Source organism: Bacteroides sp. AF39-16AC (assembly GCF_003602735.1).
In the GTDB taxonomy this organism is placed as follows: domain Bacteria; phylum Bacteroidota; class Bacteroidia; order Bacteroidales; family Bacteroidaceae; genus Bacteroides; species Bacteroides uniformis.
In genome coordinates this window covers 1-17642 of record NZ_QTLN01000030.1, presented here as the reverse complement: position 1 = coordinate 17642, position 17642 = coordinate 1, and the positions used below count along the sequence as shown (strand labels likewise).

The 17642-nt window shown below is 38.9% G+C and carries 16 protein-coding genes; 13 read left to right on the top strand and 3 right to left on the bottom strand.

Going from position 1 to position 17642, the window contains the following annotated elements; all coding sequences use genetic code 11:
• Positions 1-36: 36 nt before the first annotated feature.
• Complete coding sequence (locus DW039_RS18270) at positions 37-1941, top strand: nucleoside-diphosphate sugar epimerase/dehydratase (protein ID WP_120382201.1); 1905 nt, start codon at positions 37-39, stop codon at positions 1939-1941.
• A gap of 94 nt (positions 1942-2035) precedes the next feature.
• On the opposite strand, the gene DW039_RS18265 is transcribed toward DW039_RS18270, so the two are convergent.
• The 3 genes from DW039_RS18265 to DW039_RS18255 all read right to left on the bottom strand — a co-directional run bounded on the left by DW039_RS18265 (position 2036) and on the right by DW039_RS18255 (position 4241).
• Positions 2036-3013: a dihydroorotate dehydrogenase-like protein gene (locus DW039_RS18265; protein ID WP_035448822.1), complete on the bottom strand. Its 978-nt coding sequence runs from the start codon at positions 3011-3013 to the stop codon at positions 2036-2038.
• Positions 3014-3031: 18 nt separating this feature from the next.
• Positions 3032-3697, bottom strand: a complete 666-nt coding sequence (locus DW039_RS18260) for a YggS family pyridoxal phosphate-dependent enzyme (protein WP_039162784.1) — start codon at positions 3695-3697, stop codon at positions 3032-3034.
• A gap of 79 nt (positions 3698-3776) precedes the next feature.
• Positions 3777-4241 (bottom strand): DUF4494 domain-containing protein, encoded by a 465-nt coding sequence (locus tag DW039_RS18255; protein ID WP_005831367.1) that lies wholly within the window; start codon positions 4239-4241, stop codon positions 3777-3779.
• Positions 4242-5635: 1394 nt separating this feature from the next.
• On the opposite strand from DW039_RS18255, the gene DW039_RS18245 reads away from it, so the two are divergent.
• The 12 genes from DW039_RS18245 to DW039_RS18190 all read left to right on the top strand — a co-directional run.
• Positions 5636-6169 carry a UpxY family transcription antiterminator gene (locus DW039_RS18245; protein WP_120382200.1) on the top strand — a complete coding sequence of 178 codons (534 nt, stop codon included), beginning with the start codon at positions 5636-5638 and terminating at the stop codon, positions 6167-6169.
• 45 nt (positions 6170-6214) lie between these two features.
• Positions 6215-6697 (top strand): UpxZ family transcription anti-terminator antagonist, encoded by a 483-nt coding sequence (locus DW039_RS18240; protein WP_118274867.1) that lies wholly within the window; start codon positions 6215-6217, stop codon positions 6695-6697.
• Between the two features lie 309 nt (positions 6698-7006).
• Complete coding sequence (locus DW039_RS18235) at positions 7007-7393, top strand: hypothetical protein (protein ID WP_238338814.1); 387 nt, start codon at positions 7007-7009, stop codon at positions 7391-7393.
• A gap of 20 nt (positions 7394-7413) precedes the next feature.
• Complete coding sequence (locus DW039_RS18230; RefSeq protein ID WP_120382199.1) at positions 7414-8730, top strand: UDP-glucose/GDP-mannose dehydrogenase family protein; 1317 nt, start codon at positions 7414-7416, stop codon at positions 8728-8730.
• Between the two features lie 21 nt (positions 8731-8751).
• On the top strand, positions 8752-9693 hold the full coding sequence (locus DW039_RS18225) for a UDP-glucuronic acid decarboxylase family protein (protein ID WP_178069633.1): 942 nt from the start codon (positions 8752-8754) through the stop codon (positions 9691-9693).
• 15 nt (positions 9694-9708) lie between these two features.
• Entirely contained in the window at positions 9709-11154 is a 1446-nt protein-coding gene (locus tag DW039_RS18220) for a lipopolysaccharide biosynthesis protein (RefSeq protein ID WP_120382198.1), read from the top strand.
• Complete coding sequence (locus DW039_RS18215) at positions 11151-12185, top strand: glycosyltransferase family 2 protein (RefSeq protein ID WP_120382197.1); 1035 nt, start codon at positions 11151-11153, stop codon at positions 12183-12185. Before DW039_RS18220 ends, DW039_RS18215 begins: the two co-directional genes overlap by 4 nt.
• A 303-nt stretch (positions 12186-12488) precedes the next feature.
• Entirely contained in the window at positions 12489-13610 is a 1122-nt protein-coding gene (locus DW039_RS18210) for a glycosyltransferase family A protein (RefSeq protein ID WP_120382196.1), read from the top strand.
• Positions 13573-14817 (top strand): O-antigen ligase family protein, encoded by a 1245-nt coding sequence (locus tag DW039_RS21525; RefSeq protein WP_250722215.1) that lies wholly within the window; start codon positions 13573-13575, stop codon positions 14815-14817. Before DW039_RS18210 ends, DW039_RS21525 begins: the two co-directional genes overlap by 38 nt.
• On the top strand, positions 14792-15928 hold the full coding sequence (locus tag DW039_RS18200; protein WP_133302543.1) for a hypothetical protein: 1137 nt from the start codon (positions 14792-14794) through the stop codon (positions 15926-15928). The genes DW039_RS21525 and DW039_RS18200 overlap by 26 nt, the downstream gene beginning before the upstream one ends.
• A gap of 8 nt (positions 15929-15936) precedes the next feature.
• On the top strand, positions 15937-16896 hold the full coding sequence (locus tag DW039_RS18195) for a glycosyltransferase family 2 protein (protein ID WP_118274886.1): 960 nt from the start codon (positions 15937-15939) through the stop codon (positions 16894-16896).
• Between the two features lie 42 nt (positions 16897-16938).
• Positions 16939-17642, top strand: a 704-nt coding sequence (locus DW039_RS18190) for a polysaccharide biosynthesis protein (RefSeq protein ID WP_120382210.1), incomplete at its 3' end; no start/stop codon positions are given.

The window sequence follows — 17642 nt, the reverse complement described above, 5'->3', positions numbered from 1 at the left end:
ATCTTTGCCTCGCCTAAAACAAAACTGTCAAGCGAAATGAAGCGAAATTTTTTTCATCGGTATCTTTCCGCGAAAGTGCTTCCGATATGGACTATTCTGTTAATTGATGTATTTATCATCGTCATATCCAGTCTGTTGGCCTATGCTCTCCGATATGATTTCAGAAGCATTTTTCTGGAATCATCTACCATTGACAAGACCATTTTATGGACGGTTGCTGTCAACCTGATTTTCTTCCGTGTTTTCCGTACGTATTCCAATGTACTGCGCTTTTCCTCCTTTGTGGATATCATGCGCATTTTTGTGTCATTGACGGTGTCGTATGCACTGCTGATGATAACGAGCGTCCTGACGGAAAGCTATTTGGAGTTTAACCTGGCTCCGGTCAGCGTGCTGTTCATGTCCTATATCATCAGCTTTGCCATGATGGCATGCTCCCGTGTGATTGTCAAGACTTTCTTCGAGGCGCTGAACTTCGACGGCACCCATAGTGCCAATGTGTTCATTTACGGTGCCAAGGAAGCCGGGGTCAACATTGCCAAGGCATTGCGTGTCAATCTGCGCAACCACTACCGTCTGCGCGGATTCATTGCGGACGAACCTGAACTTATCAATAAGGTGATGATGGGTGTCAAGGTGTTCCCTAACGACGATACGCTGATTGATGTGCTGAACGACCGGGATGTGCAGACCATCATCATTTCTCCCGCCAAGATGGAGGAACTGAAGAAGTCCGACATGGCTGACCGCCTGCTGGTGCACAACATCAAACTGATGACCGCACCCCCCTTGAGTGAGTGGAACGGTCAGGCGCTGAGCCGTACGCAGCTGAAGGAAATTCAGATTGAGGACTTGCTTCAGCGCAATCCCATCGAGATAGATATCCATAAGGTTGCCTCTCATCTGGAAGGCAAGCGTGTGATGATTACGGGCGCCGCCGGTTCTATCGGCAGCGAAATCATGCGCCAGGTGGCTTCGTTCAATCCCTACAAGCTTATTTTAGTGGACCAAGCCGAGACTCCTCTGCACGACATCCGTCTGGAACTTCAGGACCGTTGGCGCGACATCGATGCCGAGACCATCATAGCCGACATCTCCAATGCCACGCGCATGGAGGATATCTTCAGGGAGTTCAAGCCCCAGTATATTTTCCATGCGGCCGCCTACAAGCATGTGCCGATGATGGAGGACAACGTTTCCGAGTCCATCCAGGTGAACGTATTCGGTACGCGCACCGTTGCCGATCTTGCCGTGAAATACGGTGCCGAGAAGTTTGTGATGATTTCTACGGACAAGGCTGTTAACCCTACAAACGTGATGGGCTGTTCCAAGCGTATTTGCGAGATTTATGTGCAGTCTCTTGCGAAGAAGTTGCAGAAGGAGGGAGGCCATGTCACTCAGTTCATCACTACGCGTTTCGGCAATGTGCTGGGTTCCAACGGTTCTGTCATTCCCCGTTTCCGCGACCAGATTCAGCGTGGCGGCCCGGTAACAGTGACCCATCCTGAGATAATCCGTTACTTCATGACCATTCCCGAAGCTTGCCGCCTTGTTCTTGAGGCCGGCAGTATGGGCAATGGCGGTGAAATCTACATCTTCGACATGGGTAAGCCGGTGAAGATTGTGGATCTTGCCAAGCGTATGATCAGCCTTTCCGGACGTACGGATGTGAAGATTGAATTTACCGGTCTTCGTCATGGCGAGAAGCTCTACGAGGAACTCTTGAATGTGAAGGAGCTTACAAAACCCACCTACCATGAGAAGATTATGATTGCCACGGTGCGTGAGTATGACTATGACGAGGTGAAGGAGCGTATCCAGAAGCTGATTGATGTAAGTTACACCTATGACCAGATGAAAATTGTTGCTGCCATGAAGGATATTGTTCCGGAGTTCGTGAGCAAGAATTCCTGCTTTGAGGCGCTGGATAAGAAGAAATAAAAAGATAGCGGTATAGTATAAAATGAAAGGGTGATAACGTCATTGTAGTGTTATCACCCTTTCAATTTTATTGTCTTCTTGTCAGCCTTTTGTCTCATTCATGTGAAGAGAAGTATTTCAAGAACTGTGTACGTTCGAAGGTATTGACTCCCTTCGGGTCGTTTACGTTCAGAATACCTTTGAACTGGCTGATGGTTTCCATACCTTTGCGGTCCATCCACAAGTTGAGGAAGCGGATGTATTCTTCAATGATGGTAGCTGAATTCTGATAAAGCACACTGCATATCTCTACGGCCGAAGCACCTGCCAATATTGCCTTGACAACGCCTTCGGGCGAGTGGATACCACCGGAAGCAGCATAATCGAGTTTGTTTACGGCTGCCGAAGCGATGCCTATCCAGCGCAGGGCTTTAGACAAATCGGCTTCATTGCTGAATACGTTACCGGATACTTGTATCATTTTCTCAATGTTGATGTCCGGCTGGTAGAAGCGGTTGAACAGCACTACTGCGGCGGCACCGTTGGCGTACAGCTGGTCTATCAGCGCTATCGGGTTGGTCAGGTTGTCACCCAGCTTCATGATGACGGGTATCTTGACCGTCTTCTTGATGTGGCTCAGAATGTCGATGTGGCGTTGCTCGAAACTGCCGTAAACATATTGTACATCCGTCTGCAGTGCAAGGATATTGATTTCCAGTGCGTCTGCACCGGCTTCTTCTATTTTGGCGGCAAATTCCACCCAGTCGGCATTCTGATAGCAGTTGATGCTGGCTATGATGGGGATATTGCAAACCTTTTTGCTTTCCTTAATCAGGTTCAGATATTCACCCAGCTTATGTTCGCGGATATATCCTACAAGGTAGTCACTGCCTTCGGGGTACATGTTCGGGTCTCCCATCCAGTCAGCCTCCATCATGATTTGCTCTTCAAAGAGTGATTTTAGCACAATGGCACCTGCGCCGGCCTCAGATAGTTTCTGGTTCTTGGCGGCGCTGTCTGTCAGTCCGGAGCTGCTGACGATAATGGGGTTTCTGAGTTTCAGCCCTGCAAAAGTAGTTTCTAATGTTGCCATGATAATGATTTTTTATGGTTAATAGTTTCTTTCTCCAAAAATCTTGCTTCCTACACGTATTAAGGTGCTCCCGGCTGCAATGGCCTCGTGGTAATCGTGAGACATTCCCATGGACAATTCCCGGAATGACTCTGCATCGGCAAACCACTTGGTTTTCACTTCATTGAAGAAGCTACTTAAAGAACAAAACTCAGTTTTGATTTGTTCGTCATTGTCCGTATTTGTGGCCATGCCCATCAATCCGCATATCCGGATATGATTGAGCTTTCTCCATTCACCGGCTGCCAGCATTTCCCGGCATTCGTCAAAGCTGAATCCAAACTTGGTCTCTTCCCGGGCAATGTGCAGCTGCAGCAGGCAGTTGACGGTTTTTCCGGCTTTGGCAGCCTGCTTGTTCACTTCGGCCAACAGCTTGTAGGAGTCTATGCCATGAATCAGCGCTACGTAAGGAACGATATATTTTATTTTGTTTGTTTGCAGATGCCCGATGAAATGCCATTCTATGTCTTTGGGTAGACTTTCGTATTTGGCAGTCATTTCCTGCACCTTACTTTCTCCGAACACACGCTGGCCGGCACGATACGCTTCTTCTATCGCCTCGTTGGGGTGAAATTTGGAAACAGCCACCAGCCGTACCTTTTCAGGCAGTTCGCTCAGTACTTGTTTTAAATTCTCTGCAATCATCGTTTTTTTGAGTTATGAGTTATGAGTTATAAGTTATGGCTCGCAATAATAATTCATAACTTATAACTCATCACTTAAATTAAACTTCCGGTTTGTCGTCGGGCTCTGCACTGTACGGATATACATCCATAATGGCGGTTTCCGCTACAGATGCTATCTGATAGTCGGCCATTGTGCCTTTCATGCCCTCATCCAGTTTCTTCACTGCATCACGCAGGTCGGCAGCCTGCACCAATACCTGGGTAGAGGTTTTCTTTTCCGCACCGCTTTTCTCGTCCAGTGTGATGAAAACCAGTTTACATTTAAACCAGCGGTCGGCAGCTTCCTCTTCGCTGGGGAACAATTCGCTATAGTTGGCACGTTTGATGTCCGATACGGTGAACTCTCCCGAAATGAACGGCGTCATCTCTTCGATGATGCGTGCTTCCGCTTCCGTAAAACTGAGGGCATCCACCAGGTACGGTTCGGTCACCTTCTTGTTCATTCCATTTTCCATTGTTTTCTCGTAACGGATCTTACATTCAAACCATGTATGCATTGCCATAATTTTCTGTTTTTAATTATTGATTTATTGTTAGTTAAGTTGCTTTATGCGTGCCTATGCCCGCCGAAAGCAGTGCAAAGATAGCCAAAAACTAAATGGATATAAAAAGTTGCCTTGCATTTTACGTGAAAAATTTATTGGAGAACCGGGACGGTACGTATGGGCATAAAAAAAGGAGTACCGCTGTACTCCAACCTTTGTTAACCTTAAATCTAATACTATGAAAAACACATTGCAAAGGTACGGACTTTTTCGACATTTGCAAGAGTGTCGGGGCATAAAGTGTGTATTTGTAACACTTATTATGTTTTATGCCTTTGTACTACATCTTTTTTAAAACTTGAGGCGTGTTGCTGAAACATAAATTTGCATCTGTTTTGCTTCCACACTTCCACCCACCTCCTGCATCTCCCTATCCATCGGCATTTACTCTGCGGTGGAAGCAACCTGAAAAGGTGGAAGCAAAATTTGCTTCCACCTGCCGAAAACGTCTGAGTTTTGTCGTAACTTATTGTTCTTTAATATAATACCGCGCGTGGGTTACATAAATCGGTCAGTGTAGTTTTCCTGCATTTTCGAGTTTGCCCGACTATGAATAGTGGAGTCTGATGTCTTTTAAGTTGCTGTACAATACGTTTGCACCTTGTGCGCAATAGGCGCGGGCTACGTACTTCATCTGTAAAAGCCTTGGAGTTAGTGACGCCTAACGGCCATGAACAACCCTGCTTATGGTCGTTAAACGATTGCTTCATGGCCATTAGCAGGGTTGTTTATGGCCGTTAGGCGTCACTAACTCCTTATGCAACAGTAGACCAAGCAAGGGCGAAACGCAAAGGAATGCTTGTGTTTTAGATAGAAATCCATGGGCTTTCACTCTCTCCATAGGTTATGGAAGTGGGCTTTTATTTCATTTGCGTTCTGTGCGATAAATTCCCATTTATCAGTAGGTATATTTACGAAACTTCAATAATGCATTTATAAGGGTAAGATATTGGAATGTAGAATGATATATTGGAAATGATGAGGTGTTTTTTAAACGTTCGTTTAATAAACGTCTATTTTTAAGAAAATAAGTAGAGGCATAAAAGTTAAAAAGGAACAGAACTTTAATATGTTAAATGTTAGACGTACACTACTGCAATTCAATAGATTAATATGAAACAGAAATCACTTTGGGAATATTTTTATTAAACATTTTGTTAGTTCAAAAAATACAGCTTATCTTTGCGTTCATTAAACGAACGTTTATTGGACACTTTTATGAGTCTAATATCTTCTTTAATAGCTTATTATCATTGCAAAAGTGTACAATACGGTTTGGGTGGGAAAATGTCTCGTTCAAACCGCGAAGCGCACCCGGAACTGAGCTAATTCATTCGAAAGAAAATTTCTAAGTGACTGAACAACAGAAATATTGGTTTGCGGCTCGCACCCGTGACAAGCAGGAATTCACAGTCCGGAAATCTTTGGACCGACTTAAATCGGAAGAGCTTTTGGAGCTTGACTATTATCTTCCCACGCGCTTTGTCATTTCTCAATTGAAGTATCGTCGTAAGCGTAGCGAAGTTCCGGTAATCCGCAATCTGATATTTGTTCATTCTACCAAGCAGACAGCCTGCGATATTTCCAACATTTATAATGTCCCCCTTTTTTATATGAAAGACCTTGCTACACATTCCATGCTAGTGGTACCAGATAAGCAAATGGAGGACTTTATGTTCGTAATGGATCTGAATCCTGACGGTGTCAGCCTCGATAGCGAAATTCTTACTGTTGGGCATAAAGTAAAAGTTATCAAAGGCGAACTCAGCGGTATTGAAGGTGAGGTTGCCATCGAAGCCAATAAAACATACGTCGTTATCCGTATTAAAGATCTTTTGACGGCAAGTATCAAAGTCCCCAAATCCTATCTGAAAATAATCGGGTGACTTCTAAATAAGTATAATCTTATATTTTAATCATATATCATAATAATGAATGATTTAACTTCCCGTGCTCTTGAGCTTCAGCATGCAGCTCATGAACTGATGTATCTTGGTATGGACGGTGAGCCGGTCTATTCCGACACTTTTTGCCGGTTGAATAAGGAAGTGCTTGTTAAGTCCGATTCTCTTTTTTCTGCTCAAAGTTCCGATGTTGAAGAGGAGGCGAATTTGTGTCTGGCTCTATTGATGGGGTATAATATTACTATTTATGATTACGGAGATAAAGAACAGAAAAAGCAGTTGATTTTAGACCGTATTTATAATGTTTTAGAAGAACTTCCAGATTCTTTGCTTAAGGTACGCCTATTGTCTTATACTTATGGGGAAGTTTATGAAGAATCCTTGCTGAAGGAGGCTCATACCATTATATCTAGTTGGGATAAGTCGGCCTTGACTGTGGAAGAAGTGGAAATAATAGAGGAGTTGAATAATATTGAAGAAAATCCTTGTCCGTTTGAGATGATGGAATAGAAAATAATAGCTATAGAAAAACTATATATCTATAAGTGGCTTTCCATCTTGAGTGAATTTTAAAATATTAACAAATGTAGGCTGTGAAATATTTTTAACTAATGTGTATGTGTAGGTTTGAGATAGCATATTGTTTTTGTGAATCATTGATGTCTAAATGTGGGTAATACCATTTGTACTTTTCTTTTTGAGAATATATGGCTCCGAAGAACTGTTGAATATTTTGTCGAGAAAACTGTTTAGTTAGCTTTCCATTTTTAGCGAAGTAATGGAAAGTATGAAAGAAAGAATATCAATTCTAATTTGTATATGTCTGGTGACTTAAAAGATATAGTTTGGCAGTCTGCACGAATTATTTCTGGCTATGATGCTACCCGTGTCCGTCAGGATGCTTGCGGTGCATGGATTGCCTATAATGAATTCAATAATCATGAAAGTATTTTCGGTTGGGAGATAGACCATATCTATCCGGTCTTTAAACTGAAGCAGCTTGGCGTTCCAGAAATTTTATGGAATAATCTGCTGAACCTCCGTGCTTTCCATTGGAAAAACAATCGTAGCAAGGGAACTTCCTACCCCATGTATACCTCTGCTGTCATAGGTTATGGAGATACCAATATGGAGCAGCGTAATGTGTTCTGGGTTTCAGACCCCTTACAAGACAGCTTGCGCAGTCTCTTTAAAATCAAGGAATAATTTAGTTACACTATAAATATATGAATATTGCAATTGTTGGTACCGGTTATGTAGGCCTGGTATCAGGAGCCTGTTTCTCTGAGATGGGAATCAATGTTATTTGTGTTGATATTGACGAGAAGAAAATTCAAAAGTTGAAAGATGGTGTCATGCCCATCTATGAACCTGGGCTGGATGAACTGGTAGAGCGTAATGTAAAAGCCGGTCGTCTTCAATTCACTACGGATTTAACCACTTGCCTAGATGCAGTGGAAGTGGTGTTCAGTGCAGTGGGTACTCCTCCCGATGAAGATGGTAGTGCCGATTTGAAATATGTACTGGAGGTAGCCCGCACGATTGGGCGCAATATTAATAAACATGTTGTTCTGGTAACAAAGAGTACGGTTCCGGTAGGTACAGCCAAGAAAGTGCGTACCGCCATCCAGGAAGAACTGGACAAACGGGGTGTAAACATCGAGTTTGACGTTGCTTCTAATCCTGAATTTTTGAAGGAAGGGGCTGCCATCAAGGACTTCATGGCTCCTGACCGTGTTGTGGTAGGTGTGGAGAGTGAACGTGCCCGTAAACTGATGGAAAGGCTCTACCGTCCTTTTACGCTGAACGGTTATCCCATTCTGATGATGGACGTCCCCTCTGCTGAAATGACCAAATATGCGGCGAATGCCATGCTTGCCACGCGCATCAGCTTTATGAACGATATAGCGAATCTTTGCGAACGTGTAGGAGCTAATGTAGACAATGTCCGTAAGGGTATGGGGACTGATTCCCGTATCGGTAGCCGCTTTCTTTATGCCGGGTGTGGTTATGGTGGTTCCTGCTTTCCCAAGGATGTGAAGGCCCTGGTACATACCGGCATTGAGAACGGTTATCACATGCAGGTGATTGAAGCCGTGGAGACTGTGAACGAGAAACAGAAGAGTATTGTGTTCGACAAACTGAATGCTGCTTTCAATGGAAATTTGAAAGGTAAAACGGTTGCTGTATGGGGACTTGCCTTCAAGCCAGAGACTGATGATATGCGCGAGGCTCCAGCTTTGGTAGTTATAGAAAAACTGCTGGAAGCGGGTGCTACAGTGAAGGCTTTCGACCCAGTTGCAATGGCCGAGTGCAAACGGCGTATCGGCGATACGGTTACATATTGTAAGGACATGTATGAAGCTGTGATAGATGCGGATGCTGTGGCTTTGCTGACGGAATGGAAACAGTTCCGTATGCCGAGTTGGGCCATCATTCATAAAGCAATGAACAATTATATTGTAGTAGATGGCCGTAACATCTATGACAGCGAGGAATTGCAAGAGTTGGGTTTCATTTATTCCCGCATCGGTCAAAAGTAATCCTGATTATCTGTATTGGAAATGAAAAGAGTATTAGTAACTGGTGGAGCGGGTTTTATCGGTTCCCATCTTTGTGAACGTTTGTTGGCGGAAGGCAATGACGTAATCTGCCTTGACAACTATTTTACGGGCAGTAAGGACAACATTCGTCATCTGCTCGATGATCATAATTTCGAATTGGTACGCCACGACGTCACCACTCCCTATCATGCCGAAGTGGATGAGATCTATAATCTGGCTTGTCCGGCTTCACCTCCCCATTACCAGTATAATCCTATAAAGACGATGAAGACCTCCATTTATGGAGCCATGAACATGCTGGGGCTTGCAAAACGTACGAAAGCCAAAATACTTCAGGCATCCACGAGCGAGGTTTATGGTGATCCTGCCATTCATCCTCAGGTAGAAAGTTATTGGGGTAATGTCAATCCTATCGGGATTCGGTCCTGCTACGATGAAGGTAAGCGTGCATCTGAAACCCTATTCATGGATTATCACCGCCAGAATGGCGTGCGCATCAAGATAATCCGGATATTCAATACTTACGGTCCACGTATGAATCCGAATGACGGTCGTGTGGTATCGAATTTCATTGTCCAAGCCTTGAAAGGCGAGGATATTACAATTTACGGTGACGGCCGTCAGACCAGAAGTTTCCAATACGTCGATGATTTGATTGAGGCGATGGTGCGTATGATGGCGACGGATGACAGCTTTATCGGTCCGGTGAATACGGGTAACCCGGGTGAATTCACAATGCTGGAGCTTGCTGAGAAGGTGATAGAACTGACGGATTCACAATCCAGAATTGTCTTTTGTCCGTTGCCTGGTGATGACCCGAAGCAACGCAAGCCGGATATCAGTTTGGCAAAAGAGAAACTGGATGGTTGGGAACCGCAGATAAAGCTGGAAGACGGCTTGAAGAAGACGATTGCGTATTTTGCTGGAAAAATAAGCAAGTAAGCAGTAATTTGTTTCATGTCGGACTCTTTAAAAAGCCAGGCTGTAAGGGGTGTTTTGTGGAGTGCGGTGGAACGTTTCTCCGTGCAAGGCATACAGTTTGTGCTGAGTATTATCATTGCCCGTTTGGTAGCTCCCTCGGAGTATGGGCTGATAGCAATGCTGGGAATATTTTTGGCCATAGCCCAGACATTTATCGAAAGTGGATTCTCGAATGCGCTGATACAGAAGAAGGATAGGACAGAAATCGATTTCTCCACAGTGTTCTATTTTAATATTGTAGTTTCGTTAGTAGTCTATCTGATACTGTTTCTCTCCGCTCCTTATATTGCGCTATTTTATAAAGAACCGCTACTGGATATAATAACGAAGTGGGTAGGCCTTAATATAATTATATCTGCATTATCAATAGTCCAGCGTGCTAAGCTGACTATTCAATTGAATTTTAAGACACAGGCTAAGGCATCACTTATTGCTGTTATTGTAAGTGGTATTTGTGGCATTACCATGGCTTATTATGGTTATGGAGTCTGGGCATTGGTTTGTCAGAGTTTGCTTAATAATTTGCTGAATACACTATTGCTATGGGTGTTTGCAAGATGGATGCCGGCTTTTATTTTCTCATGGCAGTCTTTTAAAGGATTGTTCTCTTTTGGATCAAAATTGCTGCTATCAGGATTACTGCATACTATTTATTTGAACTTATATACCTTGGTGATTGGTCGTAAATACTCTGCGACTGATGTTGGATATTATAATCGGAGCTATTCTTTAGCTCAATATCCGTCAGTGAATATTGTCGGTGTGATTACAAGAGCCATTTATCCAATTCAGTGTGAAATGCAGCATGATGAAGAGCGATTAAGTAGTTCGTTCATTCAGTATCTGCGAATGTCTTGCTATATAATTTTTCCATTGATGGTGGGATTGGCAGTTCTCTCAAAACCGATGGTTTTGGTTCTGCTTACTGATAAATGGGTATCCATGTCAGAATTGTTATCCATACTTTGCATTGCTTATATGTGGTATCCGGTAATGGTGATAAACAATCAGATGCTGAATGTAAGGGGGCGTTCCGACTATTTTTTGAAAGCTGAAATAATAAAGAAGATTGTGGCAATCGTAATTCTATTGCTAACTATGCCTTTAGGATTGAAAATCCTATGTCTCGGAATCTTATCCTATAATATACTTGATATGGGAATTATTATAGTTTTTACGAAAAAGGTTATGAACACCGGCTTCCGACAACAGTTTCAAGCTATATTGCCAATTTTCCTTGTATCAATTGGAGTGGGCGTAGTAACTCATCTTTTTTTGTTGATAATTTCAAATGTATATATTCAGTTGTTTGGTGGACTTTTGATTGGTGCAGTATGTCTAGTCTTTTTCAGTTTCGTTTTTCGTATTAAAGAATTCAGCTACTTGCTATCTTATTTGAAAATCAAAAAATATAATAAATGAATTACAAGGTAACATTGGCTATGCCCGTTTACAATGTGGAAAAGTATGTAGAGCGTGCATTACTTTCTGCTCTAAATCAGACTTTTGATAGTATCGAGTTTTTGATAGTGGATGATAAGGGTACAGACCGTAGTATGGAAATTGTCAGCGAGATTGTATCAACACATCCAAGGGGGAAAGATGTTCGCATAATAGACCATGTTGTAAATCAGGGTACTGGAGCAACTAAAAATTCCGCAATTAGAGAAGCGAAAGGTGAATACTTGTTTTTCATGGATAGTGATGATTGTCTTTCAAGAGATTGTATATTATCATTATATCATATGGCTTGTAAGAATGATGCGGACATTGTTATTGGTTCATTTTCTTATTGTGATGTAGAAGGAAAATCAATTGCTAAGAATATATTGAAGGACATTTGTTATCAAGGTAACGATGTTTTTGGTAAATTCTTTTTTGCAAAAGGTTTTTATGTTCAAACGTGGAATAAGTTATATAGACTTTCGATGCTCAGAGCATGGGAGGTTGAATGTATACCATCAAATGTTAATGAGGATGTCTTTTTTACTTTCCAATTATTTAAACCTATAAAAATATTGTGTCAAACATCTCAAGTGACCTATTTCTATACCGTAAATAATCAACATTCGGTAACGTATGATATGCAGAGAAAAGTAATGAAAGAACAAAGGCTGGTTCAGTATATTGGAATTTTGGATAAGATGGAGTATTACATATTGAGTAGAGGGTATTTGAAAGATATGAATTTAACATATTATTTTCTGTTAAAGAAAATTAATTTAGTGCGCGATATTATTTCAGCTAGGAATTTATCATATAAGCAGAAAAAAGAATACCTCAATTTAATACCATCATATTCTGTTAAATATATAAGGACTGTAAATCAACAACCTTTTTATGGCATTATGTGGCCTTATTTGTATTTAAACCCTTTTGTTGCTAATAAAATAGATTCTGCTTTTATTTTAATGCAAAGAGTTTATTGTAGAATAAAAAAAATAGGAGGTTGATAATTGAATATTAGTTACTTACATTATTGTTTTTTGTTTTAGAGATAAATCTTGTTTTGTAGAGGATTTAATTTGAGGAATATAGTACAGTTGTTTGGGTAATCATTATAAAAGCTAGTTATAATTTCGTAATTATGATGTAAGACCGCTGTTATGTAGCTCGTAGATATATATCGCTATTCGATGCTTGCTGATACTCATAAGGAGTTTACTCTCTTGAAAGGTAATAACAAAGTATCTGAAATGGCTATCGTTAATAGATGAAGTTGAGTAGTTTGTATGAATTTGATTGCATAATATAATATGAATATAGGAATAGTAATACCTTGCTACAATCGAGTAGATTCATTAAATAGATTATTAGTATCATTAGAAGGTGCTAATTATATTGGAGAAGAGGTTGATTTGATATTTTCAATTGATTATTCTGGAATAAATAATATACGATATTTAGCTGAAAGTTTTCAATGGGAATTTGGATCAAAAAAAATAATTCTTCATCCTAGTAATATTGGACTAAAACAGAATATTCTTTCTTGCGGAGATTTAGTAGATGAATATGATGCTGTAATAGTCTTAGAGGATGACTTGTATGTTGCAAAAGACTTTTATAATTATGCAAAGCAAGCGGCTTATTATTACCTGAATAATGATAATATTGCAGGTATTTCTCTCTTTAGTTATAAATATACGGAAATAGGTTTTTATCAGTTTTATCCTTTTCAAGATAATTATGATACATTTTTTATTCAGTGGCCATCTTCTTGGGGGCAATTATGGACCAAACGGCAATGGCATTCATTTCGAAGTTGGTTATCGTTGAATAAAAGTCTTGAGGATATTAATATCCCTGCGTCAGTTAAATTGTGGACTCATTCTTGGAAGAAGTTCTATATAGCTTATATGATAGATTTGGATAAATATTTTGTTTATCCATATGTTTCATTTACAAACGATTTTGGATCTTCTGGTGTTCATCATACAAATCAAAGTAATATTTGTACTACTTCATTATTCTTTGGGATTAATAAAAAATATTTATTTCGTGATTTTGATAAAAGCAGTATTTATGTATATGATTGTTTTTTCCAAATGAGAAAACGAAATCTGATACTAAACGACAGAGAATATGATGTTTGCTTTGATTTATATTCTACAAAAGATGTATGCAATATTGATACTAATTATGTCATAACATCGAAAACTATAAAAAAGCCAATAATTTCTTTTGCTTCTATTCATATTCCATTTGAATATAATATTTTAACAAATGAAGGAGGAGGCTTTTTTTATTTGACTACCAAAAACGAGTATAAAAAACAGAGTTTAGCAATACTTAAAAAGGAAACATTACGGATGAAAATGTATGTTCCTGATATGATTAAATATGTGTGTTACAAGATTTGGAGAAAAATATTTAAATAGGGTATTTAAGTTTTCTATCTCTCAAATTGAGATATTTCTATTTCATTTTTCTGTTTTTGATATTCTTTTTTTGCCATATATGAGTAGGATGGCTATGGCTTATTCGCAAATACCAATATTTATTTGGTTCTTACTTCAAAAGCGTAATATTTTTAATAGAAAAGATTTCTCTGCATATCGTATATTCTCATATATGATAATTGTAAGTACCTTTATATCAATTTATACAATCCCTGAATCTTTATTTTTTAATGGTATATCGGAAAATGTGAAAAGAATGTTTCAATACATTATGAATATGTCTTTTTTCTTTTTCTTTATTCATATATTTGAAACATATATTGTGTCGATTAAAAAGTATTTGTTGGGGTTTCTTTTATATGTTGCTGTATTGGGTGCTTTATATTTATTTGATTTTAATTTGTTTATTGAAATTAAGGAATATTTAAATCCTAAAGATGCTTTATTGGAAATTTTAGATGATAGTACTGGGTATATATACAGGTATAGTTTCTTGTGGTCTGATCCTAATAATATTGGATATATAATAATCGCTATTTATACATTTTTATGTTGTAACATCTCTTTTTCGATTAGCCGTTTTTTGACATTGTCCTTGCTTATTGTATTTTGCTTGATATTAATAATGAGTTCCGGATCTTGGATTTGTTATATCTCTTCTTTTTGTCTTATTTTAATTTTTAATATTAAAAGGCGTTTTTCTTTGACAAAACTCTTTTTTGTATTGACATTATTCGGCCTGGTACTCTGTTTGTTTTTGGTTGTTGACTTTACATTTTTGGAGGAGTATATGAATCTTGCACTTGACAGATTTGAATCAAATTCCTCCGATTCGAGAACTAAAATTTGGATAGACTTTTTGGAGAATAAAAACATATTTCAATATGTTTTATGGGGAAATGGTAGCAATATTTATATAGATGGTCTTTTAAGGAGACCACATAATGGGCATTTGTATTTAATATATGCCTATGGATTTGTTGCATATATTATGTTTTTATTTATGTTTCGTAAAAGATTTCATACGACCTGGAAAGAATATGCTTTTATGTTACCTCTTTTATTTGGTTTTACTATAAATGTTGGCATAAATGAGCAGAAATTTTTTTTAATAGCTATATTACTATATACGCAGTATCTTACTTTAAATTCAAAAAAGAATGTGTACTCTCCATTATCTTTGTAGCTACACACAGTCAGATTTGGGCAGGCGGATTATTACTCAACCTTCAGGTGTAACTAAAATAGATTATATAAAATCAGCTTTAAAGAAAGCAGGTTATACAGTTAATATATTATCTCTTTCTGAAGGAGATTTTGAACATCCCTTTTTTATATATAAGTCTCTCACAATTAAGATTGATAAGGCAGAAACCCTAAAATTCATTTCTACTTTTTGTCGTTCCAATGTATTATTGAAAGTGCTGTCTCGTTTATGGATGTATTGCCAATTATGGCATTATTTAATTTTTAAAGTAAAACAAGATGATTGTGTTTTAATTTACCATTCATTAGCCTATGTATTTCCCATTAAAGTTTTCCGTTTTTTCAGTAACCGGAAAATTTATTTTGAAGTAGAAGAACTATTTAATGCTGTTTATTCCAATGGTGAATTGAAAATAGAAAAAGAAAAAAAATATCTAAGAAATGCGGCAGGATATCTATTGATTAATGATTTAATTTCCAAACTGTCGGGGTTTTCTCAGAAAGGAGTGGTATGCTATGGTATATATTCCAAAGCGGATATGCCTAAAACGTCATTAGGAGATGGTAAAATTCATCTTCTATATGCTGGAGTTATCGGTCATGAGGATGCATTGATGGCAGTTGATATGTGTCGTTTCTTATCTCATAAGTACTATATGCATATTTTGGGATATGGCTCAAAAGATGGAATACTTGATTTGGAGTGTAGGATTGAGGAGGTTAATAGACAGATGGGATTTAAGATAGTATCATATGATGGTTGTTTATCTGGTAATGAATATGCTACTTTTCTTGCTAAATGTGATATAGGGATTTGTACTAGATTTTTAGATGACTCAATGTCAAATTATACTTTTCCATCTAAAGTTTTGGCATATATGTCAAATGGTTTGTTACCAGTGTCTTCACCTTTGACATGCATTAAAAAATCAAAGGTCTCAGAATATGTGGTGTTTTCAGAAGAAGTCACTCCAGAATCATTCGCTAAAGCAGTGAAGTCTATCAATACAGAATATTTTAAATATGATAATTCTATATTGACTAAGTTAGATCAGGATTTTATTTTTGAGTTGAAACATCTATTTAATTGATTTATAATATGATTAAAGTCAGTATAGTTATATTAAATTGGAATAGTGATAATTATTTGAAAGATTGTTTGAAAGCAATATGTGCACAGAGTTTTAAAGATTTTGAGGTCATTTTTGTTGATAATGGTTCTTCAAACGGTTCTTTAGAAGAAGTAAAGAAAGCATATCCTACTTTTATATATGTGGAAAACAATCTCAATTATGGTTTTGCAAGAGGTATGAATATTGGTATTTCACATGCGCAAGGTGAATATGTTCTGCTACTTAATACTGATGTCTATCTTGATTCTAATTATTTAGAAGAATGTGTCAAAGCTCTTGATTGTGACAGCACTTTGGGATGTGTGGCGGGAGTAGAATATCCTTGGAAGAATGGTAAGTTATTACAGTCTACTTATTCATCTGGTGCTTTAGGAATTAAATTGCATTTGCAATTGGGGGACATGGGAATAGTAGATGGGTATACATTTGGAGTTTCTGGTAGTTTTCCTATATATCGGAGAAGTACAATCTTATCTGTACAGAAAATGACTGGTTCTTTTTTTGATGAAATGTTTGAAACGGGATGGGAGGATACGGACCTTAGATTTCTGTTAGCCTATATGGGGTGGCATACGAAATGTGTTGTTACAACGCGCGCATGGCATATTGGTTCTGCATCAGTAGGGGCTGCAAAACGGCTTTTTGACAAATCTAAAAGTTATCAGCAAAGAATCTTTCGAAACCGGTTCTATATTCAGTACAAATATATTAGGAATATTTTCATTTTGTGGAATGTGTTTCTTTGTGTTGTTAATTTTGTGATGCCTCTTTTTTTAATACTATTTTATCCTAAATCAATAGTACCTTACGTAAAGGGGTATATGGAGTATAGGAGTAAAAGAACTAAATTAGATTCTATTAAAAGTCAGATTTTGTTGTTGAAAGACAATGCAGATTTAGTAAAAAAATACATTTATAAAATTTAGTAAATTTTCAATTGTAAGTTAGAAAAAATTAAACTTAAAAATATGTCAATATTTAGAAATAAAGTACTACTTATTACCGGTGGAACAGGCTCCTTTGGTAATGCTGTTCTTCGTCGCTTTCTTGATAGTGATATCAAAGAGATCCGTATTTTTAGTCGTGACGAGAAAAAGCAGGATGACATGCGTCATCACCTGCAAAATCCCAAAGTAAAATTCTACATTGGTAATGTCCGTGACCGCCAGTCTGTGGACGGTGCCATGATGGGAGTGGATTATGTGTTTTCCGCCGCCGCCTTGAAACAGGTTCCCAGTTGCGAGTTCTTTCCGTTGCAGGCTGTGCAGACCAATGTGATCGGTACGGACAATGTACTGGAATCCGCCATAGCGCATGGTGTAAAGAATGTGGTGGTGCTTTCTACCGACAAGGCCGCCTATCCCATCAATGCCATGGGTATCAGCAAAGCCATGATGGAGAAGGTTGCCATAGCCAAGGGCCGTGCGTTGGGTGAGGAAGCCGGTACAACCATCTGCTGTACCCGTTACGGCAATGTGATGGCAAGCCGCGGTTCTGTAATTCCCTTGTGGGTGGAGCAGATAAAGAACGGCAGGCCCATTACGGTAACGGACCCCAACATGACCCGTTTCATGATGACGCTGGACGATGCCGTGGATTTGGTAATCTATGCGTTTGAGCACGGGCATAACGGTGACCTGTTCGTGCAGAAGGCTCCTGCCGCCACCTTGGA